Origin of the sequence: Oleiharenicola lentus (genome assembly GCF_051660365.1) — a bacterium.
Lineage (GTDB): Bacteria > Verrucomicrobiota > Verrucomicrobiia > Opitutales > Opitutaceae > Lacunisphaera > Lacunisphaera lenta_A.
In genome coordinates, this window is sequence record NZ_JBOZXB010000002.1 from 546,008 (window position 1) to 559,891 (window position 13,884).

Genomic DNA, 13,884 nt, shown 5'->3' on the forward strand with positions numbered 1-13,884 from the left:
ACAGGATTACTTTTTTTCTTCGTCGCCGCGACGGAAGCGAATTTTTTCCATGACCTGACGGAAGGTCAGCTCAGCACGTGCGCGGGCGCGCAGGCTGAAATCAGTGCCATCCGGACCCCAACTCGTGCGGGCTCCGAGGCTGACGATCCACTGGGTTTTGGAGTTAAACGTGAAACGACGCGGTAGATACCATTGGACGCCGGGCGTGAGGTAGAAAAAATGTTCGGTGTTGTCGCTGAGAATCGCGGTCGTTGCGTAGGTGCCGGAAAGCGAATATTTGAGCTGACCGAGATCATACACGGCGCCGATGGTGGTGTTGACCGAATCTTCGTGCGGCTGATTGGTCGCAAAGCGTCCGGGAATGGAACTGGGATCGATGAAATCGAAGCCGAGGCCGGCGAACGTGCTGAATTTTTTGTTAGTTTTGGACTGGCGCTGCACAATCACGCTCGGGGTGAGGTGATATTGACCATCGGTCATATCAATCGGCGGGTGGCCGACGGGCGCTTCCATATTTAATAGGAAGCTCGTGTCGTAACCGCTGCGTGGCCACGCATCCAAAGTGTAACGCGAGCCGAGCCGCAGACGGCCAACACCGTAACCGACCGAGTCGCCCAGGCCGTGGGTGAAGAATATCGAGCCTTCGCTGCTGACTTCAAACTGTTCGTTGAGGGCCCAGCGCAGGCCAGTCTCGGTTCGCATGTAATCGCGGCGCACGAGGTCGCCGAAGTGCGGGCGTAAGATCACTTTCACCGTGCCGGGAATGTCGATCTGCGGGAGATCGCCGTCAAAAATACTCGTGATACGAGATAACAGGGGACGCGGCTCGTCCTGCGCCGGCTGCGGGCCGGTGGAAGGAACGCTTTGCGCGTAGGAAGTAACCGCAGCCAAAGCGGCGGCTATGAGGAGAGTTAATCGGCGAGTAGTGTAGGTCACGGAAGGAGTTGTAGGCTTTCGAACGGTAGGCGGACGAGAAGTCCCTGTCGTAGCACGTCCACTGACACCACAATTCCCTGTGGGTTCGTCGGATCGTCAACATAGCCTTCGAGGCCGTTTAATGGGCCACCGCGCACGCGGACATGGGTGCCTTTCTTGACGAGCGGATGCATCGCCGCTTCGAGGCCCGAAGCACAAACGATGCGCACCGTTTCGATTTGCTGCAGGAACTGCGCCTCGTTTTCGACTATCAGGGCACGCACGAGCAAGTCTTGCTGATAAATTTGATTTTTGTTCGCGGGTTCAATGCGCGTGAAAACGTAGCTCGGGAAAAGCGGTTTGGTGAACGTCTTTGTTTGTTCGCCGTATTTTCGGACGCTTTGGATGAGCGGCAAATAATGCTCGAATTTTATCTGCTTCATCAGCGCCGCGAATTTTTTCTCGGCTCGGGGCTTGGTGTGACACGCGAACCAGCGCGGTTCGGTGAAGACAGGAAGGTGCTGGCCCATATCAGGCGCGATGCGCGACGAGTAGCTGCAATGCCTCGATGTAGCCGGGGAAACCTTTGCCCGAAACCATGCCGATGCAGGCGGCGGCGGTCATCGAGGTGTGGCGGAATTTTTCGCGTTTCTTGATGTCGGAAATATGCACTTCGACGGTCGGCTTGGCGGAGGCTTTGAGCGCGTCGTGCAGCGCGATGCTCGTGTGCGAATACGCGCCGAAGTTTACGATGAAACCGTCGATGCCGCGATCGGTGAGCGCGTGGATTTTATCGATGAGCGCGCCTTCGTGAGCGGACTGGAAAAACACGGTTTGCAGACCCAGCGCCTTGGCTTCGGTGTGAATGAGTTTTTCGAGGTCCTTCAATGTCGCGGTGCCGTAAACGGCGGGTTCGCGTTTGCCGAGACGGTCGAGGTTGGGGCCGTGGAGAATGGCGATTTTTTTCATGAACGGAGAGCGGAACTTAAAGGGGATTTTCGGTTTCGATGAATTCCCAAGGCAGCCGGAATTTTTTGGCAAGCTCGGCGGCGAGGGCTTTGACGCCGTGCATCTCCGTCGCGTAGTGGCCGCAGCAAATCAGGTTGAGTTTGTGTTCCTGGGCGTAGTTGAACCACTCCTCGCGAAGCTCGCCGGTGATGAGCGTGTCGACGCCCGCGGCGAGCAGTTGCGGAACCGCACTGTTGCCACTGCCGCTGCAAAACGCGACCTGCTTGGGCACGGTCGGGCCGCATTCGATGGAGACGACGCGTGGGTAAAGTTCTTCGAGACGCGCGCAGAGTTGCGAGCGTTTGTATTTGTTAGGTGCGATCCAGCCGATGCATTCATGCTCGTGTGGCAGGAAAGGGCGGCGCGGCTTCAGGCCGAGCTGACGCGCGAGCAGGACGTTGTTGCCGATTTCCTCGTGGGCATCGAGCGGGAGATGGCTTGAGTAAACGGCGCAATTGCCCCGCACGAGGGCTGAGAAGCGTCCGTAAACCGGCCCCGTCAGCGGTTGAACGCCGCCCCAAAATAAACCGTGATGCACCACGAGGAAATCCACGCCCCGGGCGACCGCCGTTTCGAACGGCACGAGGCCGGCATCGACCGCCGCACCGATACGCGTTACGCGGCCGTCGTTGGCAACTTGGAGACCGTTGTGCGCGCCCGGGAAATCCTTGAAGGCAGAGCGACGCGTGCGTTTATCGCAGTAGTCAACGAGGGTTTGAAGCAGAACCATTGGGCGGAGGTTGAGCGGCGGCGGGGCGGCGTGCAAGTGGGCGTTTCCGAGTTGCCAGAGCACGGATGAATCCCACCGTTGGCCGCATGTCAGACGAAAGCAGTTTGGTGGATCTCATCGGGCAGGCGACGACCGCGTTCGGTCACCGCCCGAGTTGGGATGAATATTTCATGGCAACGGCGAAGCTCATGGCGTCGCGTTCGAATTGCGAACGGCTCCACGTCGGCTGCGTGATCGTGACTGCGGGCGATCGCAAAAACCGTCTCGTCGCGGCGGGCTACAACGGTTTTTTGCCCGGCACGCCGCATGTCTCGCGCGTGCGCGATAACCACGAACAAGCGACCGTGCACGCCGAGCAAAACGCCATCGCCGATGCGGCGCGGCGCGGCTCGAGCGTGGATGGCTGCACGGCTTACGTGACACATTATCCCTGTATTAATTGCGCCAAAATTCTCGCGGCCTCGGGCATCGCGGAGATCAAATATCACGTCGATTACGTGAATGATCCGTTGGTCGCGCCCATCCTGGGCGACGCTGGCGTGAAAATCTCGAAATTGTGAGTATGGGTTTGTGGTGAAATGAAAGAACGTCGCGCAACCAAACACGATCAGAGCCTCGCCGGGCAGTTGCTCCTCGCGCATCCGGTGCTGCGCGACGGGAATTTTAAGCGAACGGTTATCCTGATGTCGGCGCACAATGAAGATGGCGCGATGGGCGTCGTGTTAAACCGACCGCTCGATAAACAGCTAGGCGAACTTAACGCCCAACTCGCTTCCACGGCGCTGGCGGGCGTGCCGGTTTATTACGGCGGCCCGGTCGAGCCAGAGCAGTTGATCATCGTGTCGTGGCAATGGCTGGCGCACGAAGGCGCGTTTCAAATGCATTTCGGCATCGATCCCGATAAAGCGGCGGAATTCGTCGGCGAACCGGGCGTGGTGCTGCGGGCGTTTCTGGGTTATTCCGGCTGGAGCAAAGGCCAACTTGAAGACGAGTTGAAGCGCGACACCTGGTTTGTAGCGACCATCGAAGGCGACCAACTGGACAAAGATGATGGCGTCGGACTTTGGCGGACACTTTTAGGCGGTATGGACCCTGAATTAAAGCTGCTGGCCGAGGAACCGGACGATCCCACGCTAAATTAACGGATGCAGCGACTTAACCTGCCTGGGCTGAGCCGGCGGAGCAGATATTTCGACCTGTGAATAATTAGCTTTGACAGGGGTAGCGTCCGACATCTTCTTTCCTAACTTTTATGAAAGTTGTTTCCTCCATCAAATCCGCCAAGACCCGTCACCCTGCTTGTCAGGTTGTTCGCCGCAAAGGTCGCATCTACGTCATCAATAAAGTCGAGCCGCGTTACAAAGCGCGCCAAGGCTGATTAACCCAACTCATTTTACCGTGAAGACCGAAGGCCATCCCGCACTCAATAACGTCTGCTTCCTCGACATCGGAACGGGCAAGAAATTCCTGACCAAGTCCACGATGAAGTCCGCTCGCACCGAGAAGATCGAAGGCGAAGACTACTTCGTGATCGTTCGCGACGTGACGATGGACTCGCATCCCGCCTACACCGGCGAGAAGCGCCTCGTCGACACGGCCGGCCGCGTCGAGAAGTTCACCACGAAGTTCAAGCGCGCCACCAAGGTCACCTAAACCGCCTCGCGGTTTATTCCCGACTCTTTCCAAGCCCTCCCATCGCGGAGGGCTTTTTTGTTGCCGCGACGCAGCGGGCAGGTCGTTTTCTTCGCTGTGCCTGTCCCCGTGAAGCTGGTGATTTTCGACTGCGACTCAACGCTCAGCGCCATCGAAGGCGTGGATGAACTCGCCCGCGTGCGGGGGCCGGAAGTCTTTGAAAAATCCGAAGCCATGACCAACGCGGCGATGGAAGGAAAAATCCGCGTCGAAGACGTCTTCGGCGCACGGCTGAAAATCATCCAGCCGCATCGCGACGACGTGGCAAAAGTCGGCCAACTCTACCTCGATACGATCGAACCTGACGCTGTGGCGGTCATCGCAGACCTAAAGAACACCGGTTGGACGCCGATTATTTTGAGCGGCGGTTTCCGTCAGGCCATCCAGCCGCTCGCCAAGCACCTCGGGATCGAGCGCATCGAAGCCGTTGATTTGTTTTTTGATGCGGCGGGAAATTATACTGGTTTCGACGAACAATTTCCGACGACGCGTTCCGGTGGAAAACCGGCGCGCATTGCCGATTTGAAAAAAGCGTATGCGCCTGTCCGCACCGTGATGATCGGCGACGGCGCGAGCGATCTGGAAGCGAAGCCGGTCGTGGATTTATTTGTTGGTTTTGGCCGCTACCTGGAGCGCCCGAAGGTCAAGGCCGGCTCGCAGGCGTTTATTTACCGGCTCGCTGATCTGCCAGCACTTCTCACGTGAATCGCTGCCTTGCTGTTTTATTGTTTTGTTTGGCTGCAGGCTTCGCCGGTGCCGCTGACTCAACTCCGACCGAGGTGTTTCCGCGCGACTTGACGACTTATGCCGCGGCGGGCGAACGTGGGGTTTGGAGCGAAATCAAAGCACGCGCAGCGGCGGAGCCGTTCAACGTCGTCGCGACGGTGATCTTCGTGCTCGCGGTGCTGCATACCTTCGCCGCTCCCAAAATCCGGCATTGGGGCCATGTCGTGGAGGAGCGGCATCACGCGGCTTTAAAAACGCGCGCGCACGCTATCAGTCGTGACAACGATGGAGATGGCCGGCCCGACGAAGTGAGTTTCGCCGGCCAAGTGCTGCATTTTTTCGGCGAGGTTGAAGCGGTGTTCGGCATCTGGGCGCTCGCGCTGGCGGGAGCGATCGTGGCGTTTAAAGGCATGGACACGGCGATCCATTATCTCGGCACGACGGTGAATTTTACGGAGCCGATGTTTGTGGTCGTGATCATGGCACTCGCGTCCACGCGACCGGTGATGCGGCTGGCGGAACAATGCTTGAAAGCGGCCGCGTCACTCGGTGGCGGCCGACCCGTGGCATGGTGGTTTGCGATTCTCACGATCGCGCCGTTGCTCGGGTCGTTTATCACGGAGCCGGCGGCGATGACCATCGCCGCGCTGTTACTCGCGAAGCAATTTTACGCGCTCAAACCGAGTCTCAAGCTGATGTATGGCACGCTGGGGTTGTTGTTCGTCAACATATCGATTGGCGGTACGCTCACGCATTTCGCTGCACCCCCGGTGCTCATGGTCGCGGCTACGTGGGGCTGGGACATGGCATACATGTTCACGCATTTCGGCTGGCACGCGGTCAGCGGCATCGTGATTTCGAACATCGTATATTTCTTTGTTTTCCGAAAAGAGCTGTTGGCGCTGAAAGCCGGAAAAGCTGCAAAGTCTGCTGGCGAAGCGGCGATTCCGGTGTGGGTGACGCTCGTGCATGTGCTGTTTCTCGGATTCACGGTCTGGATGGCGCATCATCCGGCGCTGTTCATCGGCGGCTTTTTGTTCTTCCTCGCGTTCGCGCAAGCCACGGCTCACCACCAGAGTAAAATCGAGCTGCGCAGTCCTTTACTCGTGGGGTTTTTCCTCGCAGGTCTCGTCGTGCACGGCGGATTGCAAGGGTGGTGGATTCAACCGGTGCTCGGCAGCTTGGGCGAAGTGCCGCTGTTTGCCGGCTCGACGGTTCTTACGGCGTTTAACGACAACGCACTCATCACGTATCTCGCCACGCTCGTGCCAGGGTTCACAGAGGAACTCAAATTCGCGGTCGTCGCTGGCGCGGTCACGGGAGGCGGCCTCACGGTGATTGCGAATGCGCCGAATCCCGCCGGTCAATCGATCTTGCAGAAATATTTTCCCGAAGGAGTTTCGCCGCTCGGCCTGCTGCTGGGTGCGGTGGTGCCGACGTTAATCGTGGCGTTTTCGTTTATGGTGCTGTGACGCCGTAATAAAAAAGCCCGCCGGTTGGGCGGGCTCGTGAAGTAGAAATTGAAAAAAGATTACGGGAATAATCCACGACTGGCTTTCGCCTCGGCGACGCGCGCAATGCCGAGCACGAGCGCGGCGGTGCGGCGGCTGCAGTTGTATTTCTTCATGGTCTCGTCCACCGAGGCTTTTGCCTTGGCGAGCATGCGGTGCAGTTTGTCGAAGACCTCGGGTTTGGTCCAATAATAGTTCTGCAGGTTCTGCAGCCACTCGAAGTAGGAGACGATCACGCCGCCAGAATTGCAGAGCACGTCCGGGATGAGTTCGATGTCGCCGCGGTCGCTGATAATTTTGTCGGCTTCGTTGGTCGTCGGGCCATTTGCGCCTTCTGCGAGGACGCGGCATTTAAGTTTACCCGCGTTTTTCTCGGTGATGACGCGTTCGAGTGCTGCGGGAATGAGCACCGTGCATTCTTGCTCAAGTAATTGCTCGTTTGTAAGCGTGTCGCCGCCGCGGAAACCTTGGAGCGTTTTGTGCTGCGCGATGTGCGCGAGGGCGGCTTTGAGATCGATGCCTTTGGCGTTGTAAACGCCGCCGGTGTAATCGGAGATGCCCGTGATTTCCGCGCCCCAATTATAAAGGGCGAGCGCGGCTTCGCTGCCGACATTACCGAAGCCTTGAATAATGACTTTGGTTTTCTCCGGCGGGATGTTGAGGTCTTGCAGGTAGGCTTTGACGAACCACGCCACGCCTTCGCCAGTGGCTTCGCGACGACCGAGTGAACCACCCAGCGAGACAGGTTTTCCGGTGATGACGCCGGGATCGTAGTGACCTTGGTGATTCGAGTAGGTGTCCATCATCCACGCCATGACTTGCTCGTTGGTGCCGACATCGGGCGCCGGGATGTCGACATTCGGGCCGATGAACGGAATGATTTCCTGCATGTAACGGCGGGAGAGACGCTCGAGTTCGGTGATCGAAAGCGCGCGGGGATCGACGATGACGCCGCCTTTGCCACCGCCGTAAGGGAGACCGGCGAGCGAGCATTTCCAACTCATCCACATGGCGAGCGCGGCGACCTCGCCAAGGGTCACGTCGTGGTGGAAACGAATGCCACCTTTCGCAGGGCCGGTGGATAGATTATGTTGCACGCGGTAGCCTTCGAAGATCTCGATTTTGCCGTTGTCCATGCGAACAGGCATTGAGACAACGACGCAGCGTCGGGGGCGTTTGGTGCGTTCGCGCAATCCGGCGTCCATACCGAGAATATCGGCGGCAGCATCGAACTGGCTGCATGCTTGCTGGAATACGGGGGAGGAGTAGATCGTATTGGTGAGAGCCATGGGGAAATGGGCCGAAGCCCGTGTTTATTTTGAGCGAAGCTTGGCCCGCTTTATGACATTGGCAATTGGCTTCCAGCGGCCCGCGCCGTTCAATGAAACAATCTTATCCGGGCTAGAGATTCGGTGATTTTAGGGGTTTCACGCGGTTTTTGCGCTTGGCGAGCCATGCTCCGAAGTTGCGAAGGGCGCTTGCAAAACCAAGTGAGCTGACGACTTTCCTCCACCCGACGCATGCCGCTTTTCAAGCTTCACTCCGAATACCAGCCGACCGGTGACCAGCCGGTGGCGATTGAAACGTTGGTGCGCTCGATCCGCGCGGGAAATCGCGACCAGACGCTGCTGGGTGTGACGGGTTCGGGAAAGACGTTTACGATGGCGAATGTCATCGCGCAACTCGACCGGCCGACGTTGATCATCTCGCACAACAAGACGCTCGCGGCGCAGCTTTACTCGGAGTTCAAAGCGTTTTTTCCTGAAAACGCGGTCGAGTATTTCGTCAGTTATTACGACTACTACCAACCCGAAGCTTACGTGGCTTCGAGCGACACCTACATCGAAAAAGATTCTTCGATTAACGAAGAAATCGAGCGCCTGCGCATCGCCACGACGAGTTCGCTCGTGAGCCGGCGCGACGTGATCGTGGTGGCGAGCGTGTCGTGCATTTATGGCCTCGGATCGCCGGAAGATTTTTCGGAGATGCGCATCGTGATTCGTCAAGGCGGCGCGTTTAATCGCAACAAGTTCATCGAGCGTCTCGTGGAGAATCTCTATGAGCGCAACGATTACGAATTGAAGCGCGGTGCGTTTCGCGTCCGCGGCGATGTGGTCGATGTGATGCCGGCGTATCTGGAGCACGGTTTGCGGGTGGAATTCTTCGGCGATGAAATCGAATCGCTGACGGAATTCGAACCGGTGAGCGGCGCGACGATTCGCAAAACCACGGAGTTCGATCTCTACCCAGCGAATCAATACGTGACCTCGAAAGGGCGGCTCGAATCCGCGATTGCCGGTATCAAACGCGAATTGGAAGAGCGCGTGGCATTTTTCGAGAAGGAACAGAAATACCTCGAGGCGCAGCGCATCCGCATGCGCACGAACTACGATTTGGAAATGCTGCAGGAAATGGGTTTCTGTAATGGCATCGAAAACTATTCGCTGCACCTGTCCGGTCGCAAACAAGGCGACCGTCCATTCTGTCTCGTTGATTTCTTTCCCAAGGACTTTCTGGTGTTTGCCGACGAAAGCCACGTCACGATTCCGCAGATCGGCGGAATGTTTAACGGCGATTTGGCGCGAAAAAAAACGTTGGTGGATTTCGGATTCCGGCTGCCTTCGGCGCTCGATAACCGGCCGCAAAGTTTCGATGAATTTCAAGGGATCACAAAACAAACGCTTTACGTTTCCGCCACCCCGGCGCCGTTTGAATTGCAGCGTTCCCAAGTAATCGCCGAGCAAGTGATTCGCCCGACGGGTTTGATCGACCCGGTGATCACGATGCGCACGACCAAAGGACAGGTGGAGGATTTGATCGGCGAAGTGCGCAAAGCAGTGGAGCAAGGCGAACGTGTGCTGGTGACCACGTTGACCAAGCGTTTATCGGAAGACCTGACGAGTTACATGCGGGAGGCGAAAATTCGCGTGGAGTATTTGCACTCGGACATCGATGCGCTCGAGCGCGTCGAAATTTTGCGCAACCTGAGGCAGGGAAATTTCGATGTGCTTATCGGTATCAATTTGCTGCGTGAAGGCTTGGACTTGCCTGAGGTTGCGTTGGTCGCGGTGTTGGACGCGGACAAGGAAGGGTTTCTGCGCAGCGCGACGAGCTTGATGCAGACGGCGGGGCGCGCGGCGCGACATGAAAAAGGCCGGGTGATTTTCTATGCCGACGTGGTGACCGAGTCGATTCGCCGCACGATCGACGAAGTGACGCGACGTCGCGAGAAGCAGATCGCTTACAACTTAGAGCACGGGATTACGCCGCGCAGCGTGAAGCGTGGCGTGCAAGCGAGCCTGCGCGTTTACGATGGTTCGGAGCGAAAGGAAGAACTTGTCGCGGCGGAGTCAGCGGACGACGTGGCCGCAGTCATCGCGGAGTTGGAAGAGGACATGCAGGTTGCTGCGAACAAGCTGGAGTTTGAGCGCGCGGCTCTCTTGCGGGATCAGATCAATTCGCTCAAGACAGGCGACTTTAAGAAGCTGCCGCGTAAATCCACGACTTACCCGGACAAAAAAAAGCGCCGGCGGTGAAGCCGACGCTTTTGTGAAGTGGGGGATCAATTCCCAGTGGTCTTGGGATCGAATCGCGCCTCGCGAGCCATATCTTGATGGGTGCGAATCTCGTCCTTGTTTTTGTCGGTATTGCCACCGCTCGCGACCGTGCCGCGTTTTACCTTTTTAGGAATGCGGGAGCCGGCGGCGTAGACTAAGACGTAGTCGTCTTCGGTTTCGGTTTTAGCTTCTTGTGTGGGCTTCGCGGTTGTGTTGCAGGCCGAAAACAGCGTCGAAACTAAACAGAGGGTAAGGAGGGTTCGGAGTTTCAGGGATGTGTGCTTTTTCATGATGACTGAGTTGGTGTTGAGTCTTGATGAAAGGGAATCAGTCAGCGCCATCATCGCTTTCGGCGCTCGCGCGGCACTCATTCATGACGCGCAGCCAGATTTCGCGTAGATCGAACAGGCGCGGCAGGGCATATTCGCGATAGCGAACGGCGAGGGGCGTTGAGGCTACATCGGGCGCGCTCAAGCGGGCGAGCGTGGTGTTCAATACGCTGAGGGCGCGTTTGAAAAGACACACGGCGAGCGTGTAGTCGCCCATTTCGAGCGCCTGCACGGCGTGCGTCATCTGGTCGTTGCCGCGATAGAGGGCGGATTGCAGTGTGATCGCGAGGGCGGCAGGCACGCGATCGGGTTGAGCAGCGACGCGCTCCCAGTGCGAGATCAGGCTCACGTAAAGCGCGCGGCTCGCGATGTAAACTGGGTTGCGGTGCAGCGTGTAGGGATCCCAATCACCGCCGGCGAGCATCTCCTCGGCTTCAAGCTCTTCGGCTGCGGCTTCGTCATCGGTTTGTGCGTCGAGCGAAAGCTCCCAACCCATCTGGCGTGCCACTTCGTCGACTCGGTCGGGAGCGTCGGCTAATTTATCGTAGCGCTTGATGTAGTTGCGGACAGATTCCTCTTGTTCATCGAGGTATTTTATCCAGTCGGCTTCAGTCCAAGCCAGTTCCCCGCGGTCTTCCCAATCGTTATCGAACAACCCGTCGGATTCAGAATTCGTCATGTAGAAAGTTTAAAGAAGAACGCTCCGTAGCGTTGCAAAAACCATGCCCAGCCCGCCGATTCTGGCAAATAAAATTCCTGTTTTATGGCAGGCGAGGTTGAGGTTGAACCGCGGCGGCGGCCTGCTTGTCTCAGATTATGCTGGAAGTGCATCATGCCACGGTATTTTTCACCGGACGGGTTCAGGGCGTCGGCTTTCGTTACCAGACTTTGCAGGTGGCAAAGGAATTCGATGTATCGGGATACGTCCAAAATTTAGCTGATGGCCGGGTTCAACTCGAGGCTGAGGGCGCGTGGAACGAGGTGCGTGATTTTGTCGAAGCGGTGAAAGAGCGGATGATCGGCTACATCCGCAAAGTGGAGCAAACGGAAGGCAAGCGTGCGCCGCAGTTCCGTGGCTTTTCGATGCGATGAAGACTGCGGTCGACGAAACATTTGCAGTCGAACTCATCGGGTTGACCAAAAGCTATCGCACGGGCTGGAGCGGCGGACGTCTTCACGCGGTGCAGGGGCTGACCTTGCGCGCGCCGCGTGGCAAGGTGCTCGGGTTGCTTGGGCCCAACGGGTCGGGCAAAAGCACTACGTTAAAAATGCTGGCCGGGCTAATTGAACCCACTGGCGGCATGGCGAAGGTTTTGGGCGTGCGCGCAGGCAGCGGTGAAGCGCGGGCTCTCGTCGGCTATTTGCCGGAGTCGCCGCAATTTCCCGCGCACCTCACGGCACAGCAATTTCTCGGCTATTGTGCGGGGCTGAGTTTGCTGGACGACAAAAGCTCTGCGGCAGGAATCAATGAAGTGTTGGCTTGGAGTGGACTGGCGGGGAACGAGCGAAAGCTCGGCACGTTTTCAAAAGGCATGTCTCAGCGCCTCGGACTGGCGCAGGCGATCCTGCATGATCCGCCGGTCGTGTTGCTCGATGAACCCGCAAGTGGGCTGGATCCGGAAGGACGGATCGCTCTCGCCGAGCTGATTCGTGATCTCGCGGTGCGAGGCAAAACAGTGGTCTTCAGTTCACACCTGCTCACGCAAGTGGGCGAATTGTGTGATTACATCGCGATTCTCGGGAGAGGGCGTTTGCTCGCGGAGGGAACGACGGAGGAATTTTTAGGTGATTCGCGGCGCGCGCCGACCGAGCCTTCGTGGCTCGAAAAAATCTACCTAGAAAAATTGCGAGCTCATGAATGATTCGCGGCACACGGGTTGGGCGGCATCATTCAAACGTGTGCGCTTGATCGCGCAGCATTCGCTCGGCGAAGCGTTGCACTTGCGTTTGACGCTGTTGCTGGCGCTGGTCGGTGCCGCGCTAATTTTCGGTGCGTTGTGGTTGCGCCATTTTAATTTTGGATCGGCCGAGCTGAAATTTATCGGCGACATCGGACTCGGAGCGATCGGACTTTTGGGAACGTTGTTGGCCGCGCTGCTCACCGCGCAGTTGTTTTTTAAGGAATTGGAATCGCGCGCGGCGTATTGGGCGCTGACCCGCCCGGTGCGACGTTGGGAATATATTGCGGGCAAGTTTGTCGGCGTGGTGGGAGTGCTCGCACTTTTTGTCGCCGCGCTCGGTGGGCTGCTCGGTGTTTTGCTGATGTGGCGGAGCAGCGAGCTTGGGACGGCGCCGTTCGCGGTGGCTATTTTTCTCGGTGCGTGTGCGGTCCAGTGGTTAAAAATCACCCTGGTCGCGGCGATGACGTTGCTGGTGTGCAGCTACGCCGGATCGGCGTTGTTCAGTAGTTGTGCGGGATTGCTGTTAACGGTGGTGGCGCACTTGCGGGTGTTTGCGAGTGACAGTTGGGGATGGCTGCGGGTGTGGCCTGATTTGTCGCTGTTTAATGCGGAGAACGTGCTGGCGAGCGGCGCGATGCCGGGAACTGCGTGGCTCCTCGGTCTTGCGGGATATTGGGCGGTCTATGTCGTGTGTTTCGGGGCAGTGGCGGCGTATGCGTTTCAACGCCGTGAACTTTAATTTGCTGCGCATTGCGGGGGTCGTCGGGGGTTTGCTCGTGGTCGCGAATGGGCTGCGATCGTTGGAATCGCGCATCGAGGCGTTTGCGCCCACGCGCGCAGTTCACGCCGAGCAGCTGAAACGTATTTCGGGACGGACGAGTGCTTTTGCCGTGATTGGTGGTTTGCGCTCGGCGGTGGCGAGTATGGCTTGGTTGCGCACCAATCTGGCGTGGGAAAAGCGCGATGTTGCCGAAACCACGGGGTTCATCGAAGTCACCGTCGCAGCGGACGAACGGCCGCTGTATTTTTGGTTGAATGGAGCCCGGATGATCACGAACGACATCCCTGAGTGGCGCGTGCACGAATTAATGCCGTTGGAGGTGCGCCGACGGATCAACGAGGAGCAGGCGCGCCGTGCGCTCGCTTTTCTGGAAGACGGTCTGCGCTGGCACGGCGCGGAGGCAGATATCTACGTGGAAATGGCGAACATTCACTGGCGTCGGCTGGGCGATCTGGCGCGCGCGGCAAGTTATTATCGCCTGGCGGCGGAGCAACCGGGCGCGCCGTATTACGCGGGACGGATTTATGCAGAGTTGCTGGTGGCCTCGGGAAGTCCCGGCGAAGCACTGGCGTGGCTGGAGGATTTTCGCGGCAAGTTGCCGTCAGACGATCCGGGTGCGCGAGTGGAAGTGGTGGAGGCTCGAATTGCGGCGCTAAAAGCTCAGCTGAATCTCCGCTGACAATAATGCGACGATGCCTTTGACACGCACCAGTGAACCGGTAGGACTGCACGCC

The 13,884-nt window shown here is 58.0% G+C and carries 18 protein-coding genes; 11 read left to right on the forward strand and 7 right to left on the reverse strand.

Annotated elements, in window-relative coordinates:
- Positions 1-6: 6 nt before the first annotated feature.
- Genes ACRRQW_RS17110 through ACRRQW_RS17125 form a run of 4 tightly spaced genes read right to left on the reverse strand, consistent with a single transcriptional unit; the run spans position 7 to position 2,653 of the window.
- A complete protein-coding gene (locus ACRRQW_RS17110) occupies positions 7-936 on the reverse strand; it encodes a hypothetical protein (protein WP_438482818.1) in 930 nt (309 codons plus the stop codon).
- Positions 933-1,445 carry a transcription termination/antitermination NusG family protein gene (locus ACRRQW_RS17115; protein ID WP_438482819.1) on the reverse strand — a complete coding sequence of 171 codons (513 nt, stop codon included), beginning with the start codon at positions 1,443-1,445 and terminating at the stop codon, positions 933-935. Before ACRRQW_RS17115 ends, ACRRQW_RS17110 begins: the two co-directional genes overlap by 4 nt.
- A gap of 1 nt (position 1,446) precedes the next feature.
- The gene (locus ACRRQW_RS17120; protein ID WP_438482820.1) at positions 1,447-1,884 is read right to left on the reverse strand and encodes a type II 3-dehydroquinate dehydratase; all 438 of its coding nucleotides are present in this window, start codon (positions 1,882-1,884) and stop codon (positions 1,447-1,449) included.
- A 16-nt stretch (positions 1,885-1,900) separates the two neighbouring features.
- A complete protein-coding gene (locus ACRRQW_RS17125) occupies positions 1,901-2,653 on the reverse strand; it encodes a Nif3-like dinuclear metal center hexameric protein (protein WP_438482821.1) in 753 nt (250 codons plus the stop codon).
- A gap of 65 nt (positions 2,654-2,718) precedes the next feature.
- Between ACRRQW_RS17125 and ACRRQW_RS17130 the strand changes: the two genes are divergently transcribed.
- The 6 genes from ACRRQW_RS17130 to ACRRQW_RS17155 all read left to right on the forward strand — a co-directional run bounded on the left by ACRRQW_RS17130 (position 2,719) and on the right by ACRRQW_RS17155 (position 6,543).
- The gene (locus ACRRQW_RS17130; RefSeq protein ID WP_438482822.1) at positions 2,719-3,213 is read left to right on the forward strand and encodes a deoxycytidylate deaminase; all 495 of its coding nucleotides are present in this window, start codon (positions 2,719-2,721) and stop codon (positions 3,211-3,213) included.
- Positions 3,214-3,231: 18 nt separating this feature from the next.
- Positions 3,232-3,795: a YqgE/AlgH family protein gene (locus ACRRQW_RS17135; protein ID WP_438482823.1), complete on the forward strand. Its 564-nt coding sequence runs from the start codon at positions 3,232-3,234 to the stop codon at positions 3,793-3,795.
- A 110-nt stretch (positions 3,796-3,905) separates the two neighbouring features.
- Positions 3,906-4,031, forward strand: coding sequence for a type B 50S ribosomal protein L36 (gene ykgO / locus ACRRQW_RS17140; protein WP_438482824.1), 126 nt, complete (start codon positions 3,906-3,908; stop codon positions 4,029-4,031).
- Between the two features lie 20 nt (positions 4,032-4,051).
- Complete coding sequence (locus ACRRQW_RS17145) at positions 4,052-4,306, forward strand: type B 50S ribosomal protein L31 (protein WP_438482825.1); 255 nt, start codon at positions 4,052-4,054, stop codon at positions 4,304-4,306.
- A gap of 108 nt (positions 4,307-4,414) precedes the next feature.
- Positions 4,415-5,050, forward strand: coding sequence for an HAD-IB family phosphatase (locus ACRRQW_RS17150; RefSeq protein ID WP_438482826.1), 636 nt, complete (start codon positions 4,415-4,417; stop codon positions 5,048-5,050).
- Positions 5,047-6,543: a putative Na+/H+ antiporter gene (locus ACRRQW_RS17155; RefSeq protein ID WP_438482827.1), complete on the forward strand. Its 1,497-nt coding sequence runs from the start codon at positions 5,047-5,049 to the stop codon at positions 6,541-6,543. The genes ACRRQW_RS17150 and ACRRQW_RS17155 overlap by 4 nt, the downstream gene beginning before the upstream one ends.
- Positions 6,544-6,602: 59 nt before the next feature.
- Here the strand turns inward: ACRRQW_RS17155 and ACRRQW_RS17160 are convergent, their stop codons facing one another.
- Positions 6,603-7,871: a Glu/Leu/Phe/Val family dehydrogenase gene (locus ACRRQW_RS17160; protein ID WP_438482828.1), complete on the reverse strand. Its 1,269-nt coding sequence runs from the start codon at positions 7,869-7,871 to the stop codon at positions 6,603-6,605.
- A gap of 231 nt (positions 7,872-8,102) precedes the next feature.
- Here ACRRQW_RS17160 and uvrB point away from each other — a divergent pair, with 231 nt between their 5' ends.
- A complete protein-coding gene (gene uvrB, locus ACRRQW_RS17165) occupies positions 8,103-10,118 on the forward strand; it encodes an excinuclease ABC subunit UvrB (RefSeq protein WP_438482829.1) in 2,016 nt (671 codons plus the stop codon).
- A 26-nt stretch (positions 10,119-10,144) separates the two neighbouring features.
- Here the strand turns inward: uvrB and ACRRQW_RS17170 are convergent, their stop codons facing one another.
- Together ACRRQW_RS17170 and ACRRQW_RS17175 are read right to left on the reverse strand one after the other, a co-directional pair.
- Complete coding sequence (locus tag ACRRQW_RS17170) at positions 10,145-10,483, reverse strand: hypothetical protein (RefSeq protein WP_438482830.1); 339 nt, start codon at positions 10,481-10,483, stop codon at positions 10,145-10,147.
- Positions 10,467-11,147, reverse strand: a complete 681-nt coding sequence (locus ACRRQW_RS17175) for a hypothetical protein (protein ID WP_438482831.1) — start codon at positions 11,145-11,147, stop codon at positions 10,467-10,469. Before ACRRQW_RS17175 ends, ACRRQW_RS17170 begins: the two co-directional genes overlap by 17 nt.
- A 137-nt stretch (positions 11,148-11,284) precedes the next feature.
- Between ACRRQW_RS17175 and ACRRQW_RS17180 the strand changes: the two genes are divergently transcribed.
- From ACRRQW_RS17180 to ACRRQW_RS17195, 4 genes are read left to right on the forward strand one after another with little or no spacing between them, the layout of a single operon-like run.
- The gene (locus ACRRQW_RS17180; protein ID WP_438482832.1) at positions 11,285-11,560 is read left to right on the forward strand and encodes an acylphosphatase; all 276 of its coding nucleotides are present in this window, start codon (positions 11,285-11,287) and stop codon (positions 11,558-11,560) included.
- A complete protein-coding gene (locus tag ACRRQW_RS17185; RefSeq protein WP_438482833.1) occupies positions 11,557-12,330 on the forward strand; it encodes an ABC transporter ATP-binding protein in 774 nt (257 codons plus the stop codon). The genes ACRRQW_RS17180 and ACRRQW_RS17185 overlap by 4 nt, the downstream gene beginning before the upstream one ends.
- On the forward strand, positions 12,323-13,108 hold the full coding sequence (locus tag ACRRQW_RS17190) for an ABC transporter permease subunit (RefSeq protein WP_438482834.1): 786 nt from the start codon (positions 12,323-12,325) through the stop codon (positions 13,106-13,108). The genes ACRRQW_RS17185 and ACRRQW_RS17190 overlap by 8 nt, the downstream gene beginning before the upstream one ends.
- Positions 13,098-13,829, forward strand: a complete 732-nt coding sequence (locus ACRRQW_RS17195; protein WP_438482835.1) for a hypothetical protein — start codon at positions 13,098-13,100, stop codon at positions 13,827-13,829. The genes ACRRQW_RS17190 and ACRRQW_RS17195 overlap by 11 nt, the downstream gene beginning before the upstream one ends.
- The last annotated feature ends 55 nt before the right edge of the window (positions 13,830-13,884 follow it).